This is a genomic window from Pantoea osteomyelitidis (assembly GCF_044342975.1).
In the GTDB taxonomy this organism is placed as follows: Bacteria; Pseudomonadota; Gammaproteobacteria; order Enterobacterales; family Enterobacteriaceae; genus Pantoea; species Pantoea osteomyelitidis.
On sequence record NZ_JBGFSN010000013.1, the window covers coordinates 1 to 15,530 of the forward strand.

Annotated in this window: 10 protein-coding genes; 9 read left to right on the top strand and 1 reads right to left on the bottom strand. The window is 55.0% G+C overall.

Annotation, left to right across the window (positions count from 1 at the left end):
• The 9 genes from ABU178_RS19905 to rpoC form a co-directional block, all read left to right on the top strand.
• Positions 1-610: EF-Tu C-terminal domain-related protein (locus tag ABU178_RS19905; protein ID WP_397218196.1), on the top strand; the 610-nt coding region annotated here is incomplete at its 5' end.
• Positions 611-840: 230 nt separating this feature from the next.
• The gene (secE, locus tag ABU178_RS19910) at positions 841-1,224 is read left to right on the top strand and encodes a preprotein translocase subunit SecE (protein WP_397218198.1); all 384 of its coding nucleotides are present in this window, start codon (positions 841-843) and stop codon (positions 1,222-1,224) included.
• 1 nt (position 1,225) lies between these two features.
• The gene (gene nusG, locus ABU178_RS19915) at positions 1,226-1,771 is read left to right on the top strand and encodes a transcription termination/antitermination protein NusG (RefSeq protein ID WP_130833261.1); all 546 of its coding nucleotides are present in this window, start codon (positions 1,226-1,228) and stop codon (positions 1,769-1,771) included.
• Between the two features lie 151 nt (positions 1,772-1,922).
• Positions 1,923-2,351 (top strand): 50S ribosomal protein L11, encoded by a 429-nt coding sequence (gene rplK, locus ABU178_RS19920; protein ID WP_065648599.1) that lies wholly within the window; start codon positions 1,923-1,925, stop codon positions 2,349-2,351.
• Positions 2,352-2,354: 3 nt separating this feature from the next.
• The gene (gene rplA / locus ABU178_RS19925; RefSeq protein WP_397218201.1) at positions 2,355-3,059 is read left to right on the top strand and encodes a 50S ribosomal protein L1; all 705 of its coding nucleotides are present in this window, start codon (positions 2,355-2,357) and stop codon (positions 3,057-3,059) included.
• A gap of 299 nt (positions 3,060-3,358) precedes the next feature.
• Positions 3,359-3,856: a 50S ribosomal protein L10 gene (gene rplJ / locus ABU178_RS19930; protein ID WP_011091858.1), complete on the top strand. Its 498-nt coding sequence runs from the start codon at positions 3,359-3,361 to the stop codon at positions 3,854-3,856.
• Positions 3,857-3,922: 66 nt separating this feature from the next.
• Complete coding sequence (gene rplL, locus ABU178_RS19935) at positions 3,923-4,288, top strand: 50S ribosomal protein L7/L12 (protein ID WP_397218203.1); 366 nt, start codon at positions 3,923-3,925, stop codon at positions 4,286-4,288.
• A 329-nt stretch (positions 4,289-4,617) separates the two neighbouring features.
• Positions 4,618-8,646, top strand: coding sequence for a DNA-directed RNA polymerase subunit beta (rpoB, locus tag ABU178_RS19940; RefSeq protein ID WP_397218205.1), 4,029 nt, complete (start codon positions 4,618-4,620; stop codon positions 8,644-8,646).
• A gap of 82 nt (positions 8,647-8,728) precedes the next feature.
• Entirely contained in the window at positions 8,729-12,952 is a 4,224-nt protein-coding gene (rpoC, locus tag ABU178_RS19945) for a DNA-directed RNA polymerase subunit beta' (protein WP_397218207.1), read from the top strand.
• Between the two features lie 93 nt (positions 12,953-13,045).
• Here rpoC and treY read toward each other — a convergent pair whose 3' ends face one another.
• Entirely contained in the window at positions 13,046-15,517 is a 2,472-nt protein-coding gene (gene treY / locus ABU178_RS19950) for a malto-oligosyltrehalose synthase (protein ID WP_397218245.1), read from the bottom strand.
• Positions 15,518-15,530 lie beyond the last annotated feature (13 nt).

Here is a 15,530-nt window from a genome sequence, read left to right on the forward strand (position 1 = left end):
GGCCGGCCACCTGGATTCCTACATCCCGGATCCGGAGCGCGCAATTGACAAGCCGTTCCTGCTGCCGATCGAAGACGTATTCTCCATCTCTGGTCGTGGTACCGTTGTGACCGGTCGTGTAGAGCGCGGCATTATCAAAGTGGGTGAAGAAGTTGAAATCGTGGGCATCAAAGCCACTGCGAAATCAACCTGTACCGGCGTTGAAATGTTCCGCAAACTGCTGGACCAGGGTCAGGCGGGTGAGAACGTGGGCGTTCTGCTGCGTGGTATCAAGCGTGAAGAGATCGAGCGTGGTCAGGTTCTGGCCAAGCCGGGCTCAATCAAGCCGCACACCCAGTTCGAATCAGAAGTGTACATCCTGTCCAAAGATGAAGGCGGTCGTCACACTCCGTTCTTCAAAGGCTACCGTCCGCAGTTCTACTTCCGTACCACTGACGTGACCGGAACCATCGAACTGCCGGAAGGCGTTGAGATGGTGATGCCGGGCGACAACATCAAAATGGTTGTTACCCTGATCCACCCGATCGCGATGGACGACGGTCTGCGTTTCGCAATCCGCGAAGGCGGCCGTACCGTTGGCGCGGGCGTTGTTGCCAAAGTTATCGCTTAATTAATCGATAACATTTGACGCAATGCACACGAAAAGGGCATCATTTGATGCCCTTTTTGTACGCTGTTATATAGAACCTGGCTCATCAGTGATTTTCGATCATAATCATTGCTGAGACAGGCTCTGTAGCACGGCCCAGGATACCGAGTTACGCCTCAAAAGCTCATTCGGTTTGGATGCCTCGCACTGCGGGGCAGAATAGTTTCTGAATTATTGTGGCAGGTTGGTTTATGAGTGCGAATACCGAAGCTCAAGGGAGCGGGCGCGGCCTGGAAGCGATAAAGTGGCTGGTTGTTGCTCTATTGCTGATCGTCGCGATCGTCGGTAATTACTACTATCGCGATGTGACATTGTTTTTACGTGCGCTGGCTGTCGTTGTGCTGATTGCCGCAGCGGGCGGCATTGCGCTGTTGACGACAAAAGGCAAGGCGACCGTGGCTTTTGCACGCGAAGCAAGAACCGAAATGCGTAAGGTCATCTGGCCAACTCGTCAGGAAACGCTGCACACCACCTTAATCGTTGCCGCGGTTACCGCCGTGATGTCACTGATTTTGTGGGGGCTGGATGGTATTCTGGTCCGTCTGGTATCGTTTATCACTGGCCTGAGGTTCTGAAATGTCTGAAGCTCCAAAAAAACGCTGGTACGTCGTGCAGGCGTTTTCCGGTTTTGAAGGCCGCGTAGCACAGTCGCTGCGCGAGCACATCAAATTGCACAACATGGAAGAACTGTTTGGCGACGTCATGGTGCCCACTGAAGAAGTGGTTGAAATCCGTGGCGGTCAACGTCGCAAAAGCGAACGCAAATTCTTCCCGGGCTACGTCCTGGTGCAGATGGTGATGAATGACGCCAGCTGGCACCTGGTGCGCAGCGTTCCGCGCGTGATGGGCTTTATCGGCGGCACTTCTGACCGTCCGGCGCCTATCAGCGATAAAGAAGTGGATGCGATCATGAATCGCCTGCAACAGGTTGGCGATAAGCCGCGTCCAAAAACGCTGTTCGAACCCGGCGAAATGGTCCGCGTCAACGATGGCCCGTTTGCCGACTTCAACGGCGTGGTGGAAGAGGTGGATTACGAGAAAAGCCGCCTGAAGGTTTCTGTTTCGATCTTCGGTCGTGCGACTCCCGTCGAGCTCGACTTCAGCCAGGTGGAAAAAGGTTAATTTTTCCCCATCGCTTATTTTTTAGCTCTTGCAGCAGGCGCGAAATTTAACTATAATTTCGCGCCTTTTGTTTTTATGCGCTGGCAACAGCGTGTGAACTGTTATCACGGGAAGCCTGTTATCAGGCGCTATACCCAAAAGAGGAAATATCATGGCCAAGAAAGTACAAGCCTACGTCAAGCTGCAGGTTGCAGCTGGTATGGCTAACCCGAGCCCACCGGTTGGTCCGGCTCTGGGTCAGCAGGGCGTTAACATCATGGAATTCTGTAAAGCGTTCAACGCCAAGACCGAATCTCTGGAAAAAGGTCTGCCGACTCCTGTTGTTATCACCGTATACAGCGACCGTTCTTTCACCTTCGTTACCAAAACCCCGCCGGCGGCGGTTCTGCTGAAAAAAGCAGCAGGCGTTAAGTCTGGTTCAGGTAAGCCGAACAAAGACAAAGTCGGTAAAGTAACTCGTGCTCAGGTACGTGAAATCGCAGAAACCAAAGCTGCGGACATGACTGGTGCTGACGTGGAAGCGATGACTCGTTCCATCGAAGGTACTGCTCGTTCCATGGGCCTGGTAGTGGAGGACTAAGAAATGGCTAAGCTGACCAAGCGCATGCGCGTGATCCGTGACAAAGTTGATGCGACCAAACAGTACGAAATCAACGAAGCTGTTGCTCTGCTGAAAGAACTGGCTACCGCTAAATTTGTAGAGAGCGTGGACGTTGCCGTTAACCTCGGCATTGATGCACGTAAATCTGACCAGAACGTGCGCGGCGCGACCGTTCTGCCGCACGGTACTGGCCGCTCAGTACGTGTTGCCGTGTTTGCTCAAGGCGCAAACGCCGAAGCTGCTAAAGCAGCTGGCGCTGAGCTGGTAGGCATGGAAGATCTGGCTGACCAGATCAAAAAAGGCGAAATGAACTTTGACGTGGTTATCGCTTCTCCGGATGCGATGCGCGTTGTTGGCCAACTGGGCCAGGTTCTGGGCCCGCGCGGCCTGATGCCGAACCCAAAAGTCGGTACCGTAACGCCGAACGTTGCTGAAGCAGTGAAAAACGCTAAAGCAGGTCAGGTTCGTTATCGTAACGACAAAAACGGCATCATCCACACCACCATCGGTAAAGTGGATTTTGACGCTGACAAACTGAAAGAAAACCTGGAAGCTCTGCTGGTTGCGCTGAAAAAAGCAAAACCGTCTCAGGCGAAAGGCGTGTTCATCAAGAAAGTTAGCCTCTCCACCACCATGGGCGCCGGCGTTGCCGTTGACCAGTCTGGTCTGAACGCAGCAGCAAGCTAATTGCTGCTTGAAACGGGCGAAAAATTCATCTAGAATCTTACGCCCGTTGTGCTTTCGAGCACACAAACGAATTTAGGTTGGAGTCAGGCCTTATCCTGGCCTCCGTCCAAGACCGCAGGAGCGGCGTATTTTCGGATACAACGCTTAATCCCCTGCGTAGACGGTGACAGAGCCGAAAAGAATTTTTTCTTAGCTGGATTCTGCTCACCGTGTTTCAGCGCTTATCTTCCCGCAAGGGTGATAAGTGAAGTGAGTTCCGGGGAAATTCATCCCCGGCCAAAATCCAGGAGCAAAAGCTAATGGCATTAAATCTTCAAGACAAACAAGCGATTGTTGCTGAAGTCAGCGAAGTAGCCAAAGGCGCGCTGTCTGCGGTTGTTGCGGATTCCCGTGGCGTGACCGTAGACAAAATGACTGAACTGCGTAAAGCAGGTCGTGAAGCTGGCGTTTACATGCGTGTTGTTCGTAACACCCTGCTGCGCCGCGTCGTTGAAGGTACTCAGTTTGAGTGCCTGAAAGACACGTTTGTTGGTCCGACCCTGATTGCATATTCTATGGAACACCCGGGCGCTGCTGCTCGTCTGTTCAAAGATTTCGCGAAAGCGAATGCAAAATTTGAGGTCAAAGCTGCAGCCTTTGAAGGTGAGCTGATCCCGGCGGCACAAATTGACCGTCTGGCAACGCTGCCGACTTACGAAGAAGCACTGGCACGTCTGATGTCGACCATGAAAGAAGCCGCTGCAGGCAAACTGGTCCGCACTCTGGCTGCTGTTCGCGACGCAAAAGAAGCGGCTTAAGCCCAATTTCTTTTCCATCGTACTTGCTAACGTATAAACTTTTTCTGATTCTTAGGAACAATTGTCATGTCTATTACTAAAGACCAAATTCTGGAAGCTGTTGCCGCTATGTCCGTAATGGAAGTAGTTGAGCTGGTTTCTGCTATGGAAGAAAAATTCGGCGTTTCTGCTGCTGCCGCTGTAGCTGTTGCTGCTGGCCCGGCTGAAGCTGTTGAAGAGAAAACTGAATTCGACGTCATCCTGAAAGCTGCTGGCGCGAACAAAGTTGCAGTAATCAAAGCTGTACGTAGCGCAACTGGTCTGGGCCTGAAAGAAGCTAAAGACCTGGTTGAAGCTGCTCCGGCTGCAATCAAAGAAGGCATCAGCAAAGACGACGCAGCTGCACTTGAAACTGCTCTGAAAGACGCTGGCGCTGAAGTTGAAGTTAAGTAAGACAACCTTCGGGTTGCAGTCTGAGTAATTTCAGGCTGATGGCTGGTGGCTTTTGGGTCACCAGCCTTTTTGCGCTCCAGAGCCTCGATGGGGTTTCGCATTGTTTGTCCATCGAGCGTTCTTCAATATCTTTTTCTATCGACGACTTAATATACTGCTTTCCTGTGAGGGTTCCCTGCCCATGCAAAAGCAATGAAATGATTTAAGAGTGATAGAAAGACGTATTGCATGAGGTGTTTCGCATCTCGTGAGAAACAAAATAGTGTTGCATGAACTGTCCCTTCAGGACGGACAGCGTGGGTCGACTTGTCAGCTAGCTGAGGAACCCTATGGTTTACTCCTATACCGAGAAAAAACGTATTCGTAAGGATTTTGGTAAACGTCCGCAAGTGCTGGACATACCTTATCTCCTTTCTATCCAGCTTGACTCGTTCCAGAAGTTTATCGAGCAAGATCCGGAAGGCCAGTACGGTCTGGAAGCTGCATTCCGTTCCGTATTCCCTATCCAGAGCTACAGCGGTAACTCTGAGCTGCAATATGTCAGCTACCGTCTGGGCGAACCTGTCTTTGACGTGAAAGAGTGTCAGATTCGCGGCGTAACTTATTCTGCTCCGCTGCGTGTCAAACTGCGTCTGGTGATCTACGAGCGCGAAGCGCCGGAAGGCACCGTAAAAGACATTAAAGAGCAAGAAGTCTACATGGGCGAAATCCCGCTCATGACTGAAAACGGTACCTTTGTTATCAATGGTACTGAGCGTGTTATCGTTTCTCAGCTGCATCGTAGTCCTGGCGTCTTTTTCGACAGCGATAAGGGTAAAACCCACTCTTCGGGTAAAGTGCTGTATAACGCACGCATCATTCCTTATCGTGGTTCATGGCTCGACTTTGAGTTCGACCCGAAAGACAACCTGTTCGTCCGTATTGACCGTCGTCGTAAGCTGCCGGCCAGTATCATTCTGCGCGCGCTGGAATTCACCACGGAACAGATCCTCGATCTGTTCTTCGAAAAAGTGGTGTTTGAGATCCGCGACAACAAGCTGCAGATGGAACTGGTGCCTGAGCGCCTGCGTGGCGAAACCGCCTCCTTCGATATCGAAGCCAACGGCACGGTCTACGTTGAAAAAGGTCGTCGTATTACCGCGCGCCATATTCGTCAGCTGGAAAAAGATGGCATCCAGCACATCGAAGTACCGGTCGAATATATCGCCGGTAAAGTGGTCGCGAAAGATTACGTGGATGAGAGCACCGGCGAACTGCTGGTCGCGGCGAACATGGAGCTGTCGCTGGATCTGTTGGCGAAGCTGAGCCAGTCTGGCCACAAACGTATCGAAACGCTGTTTACCAACGACCTCGACCACGGTCCGTATATTTCCGAGACCCTGCGTGTCGATCCGACCAGCGATCGCCTGAGCGCGCTGGTTGAGATCTATCGCATGATGCGTCCTGGCGAACCGCCGACGCGTGAAGCGGCAGAAAACCTGTTCGAGAACCTGTTCTTCTCCGAAGACCGCTACGATCTTTCCGCGGTTGGTCGTATGAAGTTCAACCGTTCGCTGCTGCGCGACGAGATCGAAGGTTCCGGTATCCTGAGCAAATCCGACATCATTGAAGTGATGAAGAAGCTCATCGATATCCGTAACGGTAAAGGCGAAGTGGACGATATCGACCACCTCGGCAACCGTCGTATCCGTTCCGTCGGCGAAATGGCGGAGAACCAGTTCCGCGTTGGCCTGGTCCGTGTTGAGCGTGCGGTGAAAGAGCGTCTGTCACTGGGCGATCTCGATACGCTGATGCCGCAGGACATGATTAACGCCAAGCCGATTTCGGCCGCGGTGAAAGAGTTCTTCGGTTCCAGCCAGCTTTCTCAGTTTATGGACCAGAACAACCCGCTGTCTGAGATTACGCACAAACGTCGTATCTCTGCACTGGGTCCGGGCGGCCTGACTCGTGAGCGCGCCGGCTTTGAAGTGCGAGACGTACACCCAACGCACTACGGTCGTGTTTGTCCGATCGAAACGCCGGAAGGCCCGAACATCGGTCTGATCAACTCGCTCTCTGTTTATGCGCAGACCAACGAGTACGGCTTCCTCGAAACCCCTTATCGTCGCGTTATCGACGGTGTGGTTTCTGACGAAATTCATTACCTCTCTGCGATTGAAGAGGGTAACTACGTTATCGCTCAGGCGAACGCCCAGCTCGACGAAGAAGGTCACTTTGTTGACGATCTGGTCACCTGCCGTAGCAAAGGCGAATCGAGCCTGTTCAGCCGCGATCAGGTTGACTACATGGACGTTTCCACTCAACAGGTGGTTTCTGTCGGTGCGTCGCTGATCCCGTTCCTGGAGCACGATGACGCCAACCGCGCCCTGATGGGTGCGAACATGCAACGTCAGGCTGTACCGACTCTGCGCGCTGACAAGCCGCTGGTAGGTACTGGCATGGAGCGTGCGGTAGCGGTCGACTCCGGCGTAACTGCCGTGGCGAAACGCGGCGGTACCGTTCAGTACGTGGATGCGTCTCGTATCGTTATCAAAGTTAACGAAGACGAAATGTATCCGGGCGAAGCGGGCATTGATATTTACAACCTGACCAAGTACACCCGTTCTAACCAGAACACCTGCATCAACCAGATGCCGTGTGTCTCTCTGGGTGAGCCGGTTGAGCGCGGTGACGTGTTGGCAGATGGTCCGTCCACCGACCTCGGTGAACTGGCGCTGGGCCAGAACATGCGCGTAGCGTTCATGCCGTGGAACGGCTACAACTTCGAAGACTCCATTCTGGTCTCCGAGCGTGTGGTACAGGAAGATCGCTTCACCACGATTCACATCCAGGAACTGGCGTGCGTGTCTCGCGACACCAAGCTGGGGCCGGAAGAGATCACCGCTGACATCCCGAACGTGGGTGAAGCTGCGCTCTCCAAACTGGATGAGTCTGGCATCGTCTACATCGGCGCGGAAGTGACCGGTGGCGACATTCTGGTGGGTAAAGTGACGCCGAAAGGCGAAACCCAGCTGACGCCGGAAGAGAAACTGCTGCGTGCGATCTTCGGTGAAAAAGCCTCTGACGTGAAAGATTCGTCACTGCGCGTGCCGAACGGCGTTTCCGGTACCGTTATCGATGTACAGGTCTTTACCCGCGATGGCGTTGAGAAAGACAAGCGCGCGCTGGAAATTGAAGAAATGCAGCTGAAGCAGGCGAAAAAAGACCTGTCTGAAGAATTGCAGATCCTCGAAGCGGGCCTGTTCGGTCGTATTCAGGCGGTGCTGATCTCTGGCGGCGTGGAAGCGGACAAGCTGGACAAGCTGCCGCGCGAGCGCTGGCTGGAGCTGGGCCTGACCGACGAAGATAAGCAAAACCAGCTGGAGCAGCTGGCGGAGCAGTACGATGAGCTGAAGCACGAGTTTGAGAAAAAACTCGAAGCCAAGCGCCGTAAAATCACCCAGGGCGACGATCTGGCGCCGGGCGTGCTGAAAATCGTTAAGGTTTATCTGGCAGTTAAACGTCAGATTCAGCCGGGTGACAAAATGGCAGGTCGTCACGGGAACAAAGGCGTTATCTCCAAGATCAACCCGATCGAAGATATGCCTTACGATGAGAACGGCACGCCGGTCGACATCGTACTGAACCCGCTGGGCGTACCGTCACGTATGAACATCGGTCAGATTCTGGAAACCCACTTGGGTATGGCGGCGAAAGGCATTGGCGACAAGATCAACGCCATGCTGAAGAAGCAGGAAGAAGTTGCCAAACTGCGTGAGTTTATCCAGCGTGCTTACGATCTGGGCGCGGATATCCGTCAGAAAGTGGATATCAGCACCTTCACCGACGACGAAGTGCTGCGTCTGGCTGAGAACCTGAAAAAAGGTATGCCGATCGCAACGCCGGTATTCGACGGCGCCAAAGAGAGCGAAATCAAAGAGCTGCTGCAGCTCGGCGATCTGCCGACTTCTGGTCAGATTACGCTGTTTGATGGTCGTACCGGCGAGCAGTTCGAGCGTCCGGTTACCGTTGGCTATATGTACATGCTGAAACTCAACCACCTGGTGGATGACAAGATGCATGCGCGTTCTACCGGCTCTTACAGCCTCGTTACTCAGCAGCCGCTGGGTGGTAAGGCGCAGTTCGGTGGTCAGCGCTTCGGTGAGATGGAAGTATGGGCGCTGGAAGCTTACGGCGCCGCGTATACCCTGCAGGAAATGCTTACCGTTAAGTCTGATGACGTGAACGGTCGTACCAAGATGTATAAGAACATCGTGGACGGCAACCATCAGATGGAACCGGGCATGCCGGAATCGTTCAACGTACTGTTGAAAGAGATTCGCTCGCTGGGTATCAACATCGAGCTGGAAGACGAGTAAGCACTCGCATTTGTACTGGTTACAGGGCGTCCGACTCCGGTCGGACGTCTCTGAGAAGTCTCACTCCGACGGGAGCTAATCCGTGAAAGACTTACTTAAGTTTCTGAAAGCGCAAACTAAAACCGAAGAGTTTGATGCGATCAAAATTGCTCTGGCCTCGCCAGACATGATCCGTTCCTGGTCTTTTGGTGAAGTGAAAAAGCCGGAAACCATCAACTATCGTACCTTCAAACCTGAGCGCGACGGTCTGTTCTGTGCCCGTATTTTCGGGCCGGTAAAAGACTACGAGTGCCTGTGCGGTAAGTACAAGCGCCTGAAACACCGCGGCGTGATCTGTGAGAAGTGCGGCGTTGAAGTGACCCAGACTAAAGTACGCCGTGAGCGTATGGGCCACATCGAGCTGGCTTCGCCGACCGCGCACATCTGGTTCCTGAAGTCACTGCCGTCCCGTATCGGCCTGCTGCTGGATATGCCGCTGCGCGATATCGAACGCGTGCTCTACTTCGAATCTTACGTGGTGGTCGAGGGTGGCATGACCAACCTCGAGAAGCGTCAGATCCTGACCGAAGAGCAATATCTGGACGCGCTGGAAGAGTTCGGTGATGAGTTCGACGCCAAAATGGGCGCCGAAGCGATCCAGGCCCTGTTGAAAAACATGGATCTGGAGCAGGAATGCGAGCAGCTGCGTGAAGAGCTGAACGAAACCAATTCCGAAACCAAGCGTAAGAAGCTGACCAAGCGCATCAAGCTGCTGGAAGCGTTCGTACAGTCCGGCAACAAGCCGGAGTGGATGATCCTGACCGTGCTGCCGGTGCTGCCGCCGGATCTGCGTCCGCTGGTTCCGCTGGATGGTGGCCGTTTCGCGACGTCCGATCTCAACGACCTTTATCGTCGTGTGATCAACCGTAACAACCGTCTGAAACGCCTGCTGGATCTGGCTGCGCCCGATATCATTGTGCGCAACGAAAAACGTATGCTGCAGGAAGCGGTAGATGCGCTGCTGGATAACGGCCGTCGTGGTCGCGCCATCACTGGCTCCAACAAGCGTCCGCTGAAATCGCTGGCTGACATGATCAAAGGTAAGCAGGGTCGTTTCCGTCAGAACCTGCTGGGTAAACGTGTCGACTACTCTGGTCGTTCGGTTATCACCGTAGGTCCATACCTGCGTCTGCACCAGTGCGGCCTGCCGAAGAAAATGGCACTGGAACTGTTCAAACCGTTCATCTACGGCAAGCTTGAGCTGCGTGGCCTGGCCACCACCATCAAAGCCGCGAAGAAAATGGTTGAGCGCGAAGAAGCGGTGGTATGGGATATCCTCGACGAAGTGATCCGTGAGCACCCGGTTCTGCTGAACCGTGCGCCGACGCTGCACCGTCTGGGTATTCAGGCATTTGAACCGGTTCTGATCGAAGGTAAAGCGATCCAGCTGCACCCGCTGGTATGTGCGGCCTATAACGCCGACTTCGATGGTGACCAGATGGCTGTTCACGTACCGCTGACGCTGGAAGCCCAGCTGGAAGCGCGTGCGCTGATGATGTCTACCAACAACATCCTGTCGCCAGCGAACGGCGAGCCGATCATCGTTCCGTCTCAGGACGTTGTTCTGGGTCTGTACTACATGACCCGCGACAAAGTAAATGCGCGCGGCGAAGGCATGGTGCTGACTGGCCCGAAAGAAGCTGAGCGTGTTTACCGCGCTGGCCTGGCCGAGCTGCATGCACGCGTTAAAGTGCGTATTACTGAATACAGTAAAGACGAGCAGGGCGAATTCATCCCGAAAACCAGCATCATCGATACCACTATCGGTCGTGCGATTCTGTGGATGATCGTACCGCAAGGTCTGCCTTACTCCATCGTCAACCAGGCGCTGGGTAAAAAGGCGATCTCCAAAATGCTGAACACCTGTTACCGCATTCTGGGCCTGAAGCCGACCGTTATCTTTGCTGACCAGACCATGTACACCGGTTTTGCTTACGCAGCCCGTTCAGGTGCGTCAGTAGGCATCGACGACATGGTGATCCCGGCGAAGAAAGTGGAAATCATTACCGAAGCGGAAGCGGAAGTGGCTGAGATCCAGGAGCAGTTCCAGTCTGGTCTGGTAACCGCAGGCGAGCGTTATAACAAAGTCATCGATATCTGGGCTGCGGCGAACGAGCGCGTAGCGAAGGCGATGATGGAAAACCTGTCAACTGAGCTGGTCATTAACCGTGACGGCGAAGAAGAGCGTCAGGTTTCCTTTAACAGCATCTTTATGATGGCCGACTCCGGTGCGCGTGGTTCTGCTGCCCAGATTCGTCAGCTGGCCGGTATGCGTGGCCTGATGGCGAAGCCGGATGGCTCCATCATCGAAACGCCGATCACCGCGAACTTCCGTGAAGGTTTGAACGTACTCCAGTACTTCATCTCCACGCACGGTGCGCGTAAAGGTCTGGCGGATACCGCACTGAAAACCGCGAACTCCGGTTATCTGACCCGTCGTCTGGTTGACGTGGCGCAGGATCTGGTCGTGACCGAAGATGATTGTGGTACGCACGAAGGCATCCTGATGACGCCGGTTATCGAAGGCGGCGACGTGAAAGAGCCGCTGCGTGAGCGCGTACTGGGCCGTGTAACGGCTGAAGACGTACTGAAGCCGGGCACCGCTGACATCCTGGTTCCGCGTAACACGCTGATGCATGAGCACATCTGTGACCTGTTGGAAGAGAACTCTGTCGACAGCGTAAAAGTGCGTTCTGTGGTGAGCTGTGAAACCGACTTTGGTGTGTGCGCGCACTGCTACGGTCGCGATCTGGCGCGTGGTCACATCATCAACAAAGGTGAGGCCATCGGTGTTATCGCAGCACAGTCAATCGGTGAGCCGGGTACACAGCTGACGATGCGTACGTTCCACATCGGTGGTGCGGCATCGCGTGCGGCTGCTGAATCCAGCATTCAGGTGAAGAACAAAGGTACCATCAAGCTGACCAACGCCAAGTCGGTAACCAACTCCGCTGGCAAGCTGGTGATCACCTCGCGTAACGTTGAACTGAAAATGATCGACGAATTTGGTCGTACCAAAGAGAGCTATAAAGTTCCTTACGGTGCCACCATGGCGAAAGGTGACGGCGAGCAGGTCGCAGCGGGCGAAACCGTAGCGAACTGGGATCCGCATACCATGCCGGTAATCACCGAAGTGAGCGGCTTCGTCCGTTTCACCGACATGATTGACGGTCAAACCATTACGCGTCAGACGGACGAATTGACCGGTCTGTCATCGCTGGTGGTTCTGGATAGTGCAGAGCGTACTTCCGGTGGTAAAGATCTGCGTCCGGCACTGAAAATCGTCGACGCTAACGGTGATGACGTTCTGATCCCAGGCTCTGATATGCCTGCTCAGTACTTCCTGCCGGGCAAAGCGATTGTACAGCTGGAAGATGGCGTGAAGATCAGCTCGGGTGATACCCTGGCGCGTGTTCCGCAGGAATCTGGCGGTACCAAGGATATTACCGGTGGTCTGCCGCGCGTTGCTGACCTGTTCGAAGCGCGTCGTCCGAAAGAGCCGGCAATCCTGGCTGAAATCAGCGGGATTATCTCCTTCGGTAAAGAGACCAAAGGTAAGCGTCGTCTGGTGATTACACCGGTTGATGGCAGCGAGCCGTACGAAGAGATGATCCCGAAATGGCGTCAGCTCAACGTATTTGAAGGTGAGCGTGTTGAGCGTGGCGACGTGGTCTCTGACGGCCCGGAATCTCCGCACGACATTCTGCGTCTGCGTGGCGTCCATGCTGTGACGCGTTACATCACTAACGAAGTGCAGGACGTTTATCGTCTGCAGGGCGTTAAGATTAACGATAAGCACATCGAAGTCATCGTACGTCAGATGCTGCGTAAAGCGACCATCAGCAGCGCCGGTAGCTCTGAGTTCCTTGAAGGCGAGCAGGCGGAAGTCTCTCGCATCAAGATCTCTAACCGCGATCTGGAAGCGGGCGGCAAAATCGGCGCGACCTATATGCGCGATCTGCTGGGTATCACCAAAGCGTCGCTGGCAACCGAGTCGTTCATCTCTGCCGCCTCGTTCCAGGAGACCACGCGTGTCCTGACCGAAGCAGCCGTTGCGGGCAAACGCGACGAACTGCGCGGCCTGAAAGAGAACGTCATCGTGGGTCGTCTGATCCCGGCCGGTACCGGTTATGCATACCATCAGGATCGTATGCGTCGCCGTCAGGCAGGTGAAGCACCGGTTGTTCCGCAGGTTACTGCGGATGAAGCCTCTGCCAGCCTGGCTGAACTGCTGAACGCCGGTCTTGGCGGCAGCGACGACGAGTAATCGTCACGGCTGATGCCTTAATAAAAAACCCTGCCTCGGCAGGGTTTTTTTATGTCTGAACCAGGGTAGCGAGTTTTCACTTCATTCCGCGAATCACCCTCTTAGCAGCCTTACAGCAGCCCGTCCATTAACGGTTTCCACACCGATCCGATCGTCTACCAATATCTCTTCTCCGCTGAGAATGTCGCGGTAGCGTCGGTTAGCAAGCTGCTCAGGCAGGACGATTTTCGTCTCCCCCTGTTCCGTATGCTGTTGGTCAGACGCGGCAAAGACGAGGCGAGGCGCGATAACGATCAGCGCATCATCGCTTTCCGTCCGCGCGAAGGCCAAAACATTTTGCGCCCGCTTGCCCGTGGCAGCGAGCGGCAAATAATCACCCTGGCGGAACAGCGTCGGCGCCTGCTGGCGGCAATGCAAAAGTCGGGTAATAACAAATTGTTTAAACCGGCCATTCAGCCACACTTCTGCTGCGGAGAAATCCGGCGCTTCTTCATCCAGCATCCGTGCAAGCGCGGCGAAATCCGGTTCACGCCGGTTGTCGGGATCGACGAGACTGAAATCCAGCGCCTCGCTGCCCTGGTAGATATCCGGCACGCCCGGCGCCGCCAGCTTGATGACGGTCTGGGTGAGACTGTTCACCAGCCCGGCACTGACGAAGGGTTGCAGTGCATCGGTAAAATCCCGCAGAAAAGTCTGGTTAGCTGGCGAGAGCAGGTGGCGGGCATAGTCGAGCACCGCCTTTTCATAGGTATCGTTGCTGTCGGCCCAGTCGGTGCGCAGCTTCGCTTCCCGCAGCGCTTTTTCCACATAGGGGAGAAACCGCTCTTCCAGCGCTTTCAGACCGGCTTCATCTTGCGGCTGGAGCGTTGTTGGCCAGACGCCGGCCAGCGCCTGGTAGAGCATCCATTCCACGGCCGGTTTCGGTGCCGGGCCATCGTCGAGTACTTTGACCTGTGAATGGTTCATCTGACGCCAGCGGTCGACGCATTCCGCCCATATCTCCGGCGCTTCGGTGAGGGTATAGAGCCGCGCACGGGCGTCTTCACCGCGTTTGGTATCGTGAGTTGAGGTGCCGGAAAGCGCATCCGGCTGTCGCTCCAGCCGTGTCTTCATCTCTGCATGGAAGCGCTCGAGCGAAAAGGTGCGCGGCAACGGCTCGGCGCCCACTTCATTCAGGGCCAGCGCCATATGCAGACGAAAGAACAGCGTATCCTCCACCGATTTCGCCATCAGCGGGCCGGTCAGCTGCTGGAATCGGGTACGGAAGGTCGCGGCCTCGCCGGAAGCCGCGTCAGAGACCTCGCCAGCAAGAATGCGGGTAAGAAAATCGAGCGCCTGAGGATCGGGAGCGTTTGCGCTGCTTCTCACCTTTTTCGCCACCTTTTGCAGCATCTCAGCGCCTTCCGGCGGCAGCCCCTGCGTCGTGCCGTAGGTGCGGTAAACCGGGAAGGCGACCAGCAGCTCGCGCAGGGGCGACCGAAGGGTTTGTTCCTCAAGCGCCACGCCATCCGTTTTGGCGATCGTCGTGGCGAGTCTCAGCAGCGCGGTAAATTCACCTTCGAAATTTCTGTTCGCCATCAAAAGTTTGGCCGCCCGCAGTTCCGCTTTCACGTCCACCGGCTTGCCCATGGCATCCTCATAGGCCTTGCGCAGAGCGCCAACCTTCTCGCCATCCACCAGCGCATCGGAGAGCGAGGCGATAAACTCGTAACCGGTGGTGCCAGAAATCGGCCATTCCGCCGGAATATATTCGCCCTCGCCAACAATCTTCTCCACCGTGATATAACAGTCCGGCCCCGCCTCGTGACGTAAAAGCTCAAGATAAGCTTTCGGATCGGCTAGCCCGTCCACATGATCCACCCGCAGTCCATCGACCGCGCCGGAACGGACGAGTTCGAGGATCAGCCGGTGTGTATCGTCGAACACGGCTTTGTCCTCGACCCGGACGCCAGCGAGACCGGCAATTTCAAAAAAGCGACGATAGGAAAGTTCGCGCGGCGCATCCCGCCATGACATCAGCCTCCAGGGCTGGCGATCATGTAGTTTGGCAATTTCCGCCTTGTCGGCGAGTTTCAGCACCTCCGCCTCGTGGTCTTGCCAGCTCTCTGGAGTAAGCGGATAAAAATTCTCAAAATAAGCGAAAGCGGGCCTGCCGGTGCCCGGATCGGGCTTCACGGCGATATTGCCGTTTTCCAGCTCGGCCTCAAAGGTATCGCCGAGGAAGGGTAAGGTGAGACGGCGCGACCAGTCGATATCAAAATGGCGGGCGTAGCGGCTATTTTTGCCATGCTCAATCACGTCGCGCCACCAGGGGTTTTCCAGCGAGGCGGCCATATGGTTCGGCACGATGTCGAGGATCAGGCCAAGACCGGCCTCCTTAAGCGCTTTCGACATGCGATCAAAGCCTGCGCGACCGCCGATGGAAGGTTCGATCTCATTGGCGTCGGTGACGTCGTAGCCATGGGTTGATTCAGAAGTCGCGGTAAAGACCGGCGAGGCATAGAGGTGGCTGATACCGAGCCGCTTTAAATAGGGCACAAGCGCAGCGGCGCGGTCAAAAGTCATGCCGTTACGGAAC

What these genes read in the sequence shown, in the direction of transcription:
- nusG (WP_130833261.1), top strand. Translation starts at nt 1,226, where the DNA reads ATGTCTGAAGCTCCAAAAAAACGCTGGTACGTCGTGCAGGCGTTTTCC.
- rpoB (WP_397218205.1), top strand. Translation starts at nt 4,618, where the DNA reads ATGGTTTACTCCTATACCGAGAAAAAACGTATTCGTAAGGATTTTGGT.
- treY (WP_397218245.1), bottom strand. Translation starts at nt 15,517, where the DNA reads ATGACTTTTGACCGCGCCGCTGCGCTTGTGCCCTATTTAAAGCGGCTC.
- secE (WP_397218198.1), top strand. Translation starts at nt 841, where the DNA reads ATGAGTGCGAATACCGAAGCTCAAGGGAGCGGGCGCGGCCTGGAAGCG.
- rplL (WP_397218203.1), top strand. Translation starts at nt 3,923, where the DNA reads ATGTCTATTACTAAAGACCAAATTCTGGAAGCTGTTGCCGCTATGTCC.
- rplJ (WP_011091858.1), top strand. Translation starts at nt 3,359, where the DNA reads ATGGCATTAAATCTTCAAGACAAACAAGCGATTGTTGCTGAAGTCAGC.
- rplK (WP_065648599.1), top strand. Translation starts at nt 1,923, where the DNA reads ATGGCCAAGAAAGTACAAGCCTACGTCAAGCTGCAGGTTGCAGCTGGT.
- rplA (WP_397218201.1), top strand. Translation starts at nt 2,355, where the DNA reads ATGGCTAAGCTGACCAAGCGCATGCGCGTGATCCGTGACAAAGTTGAT.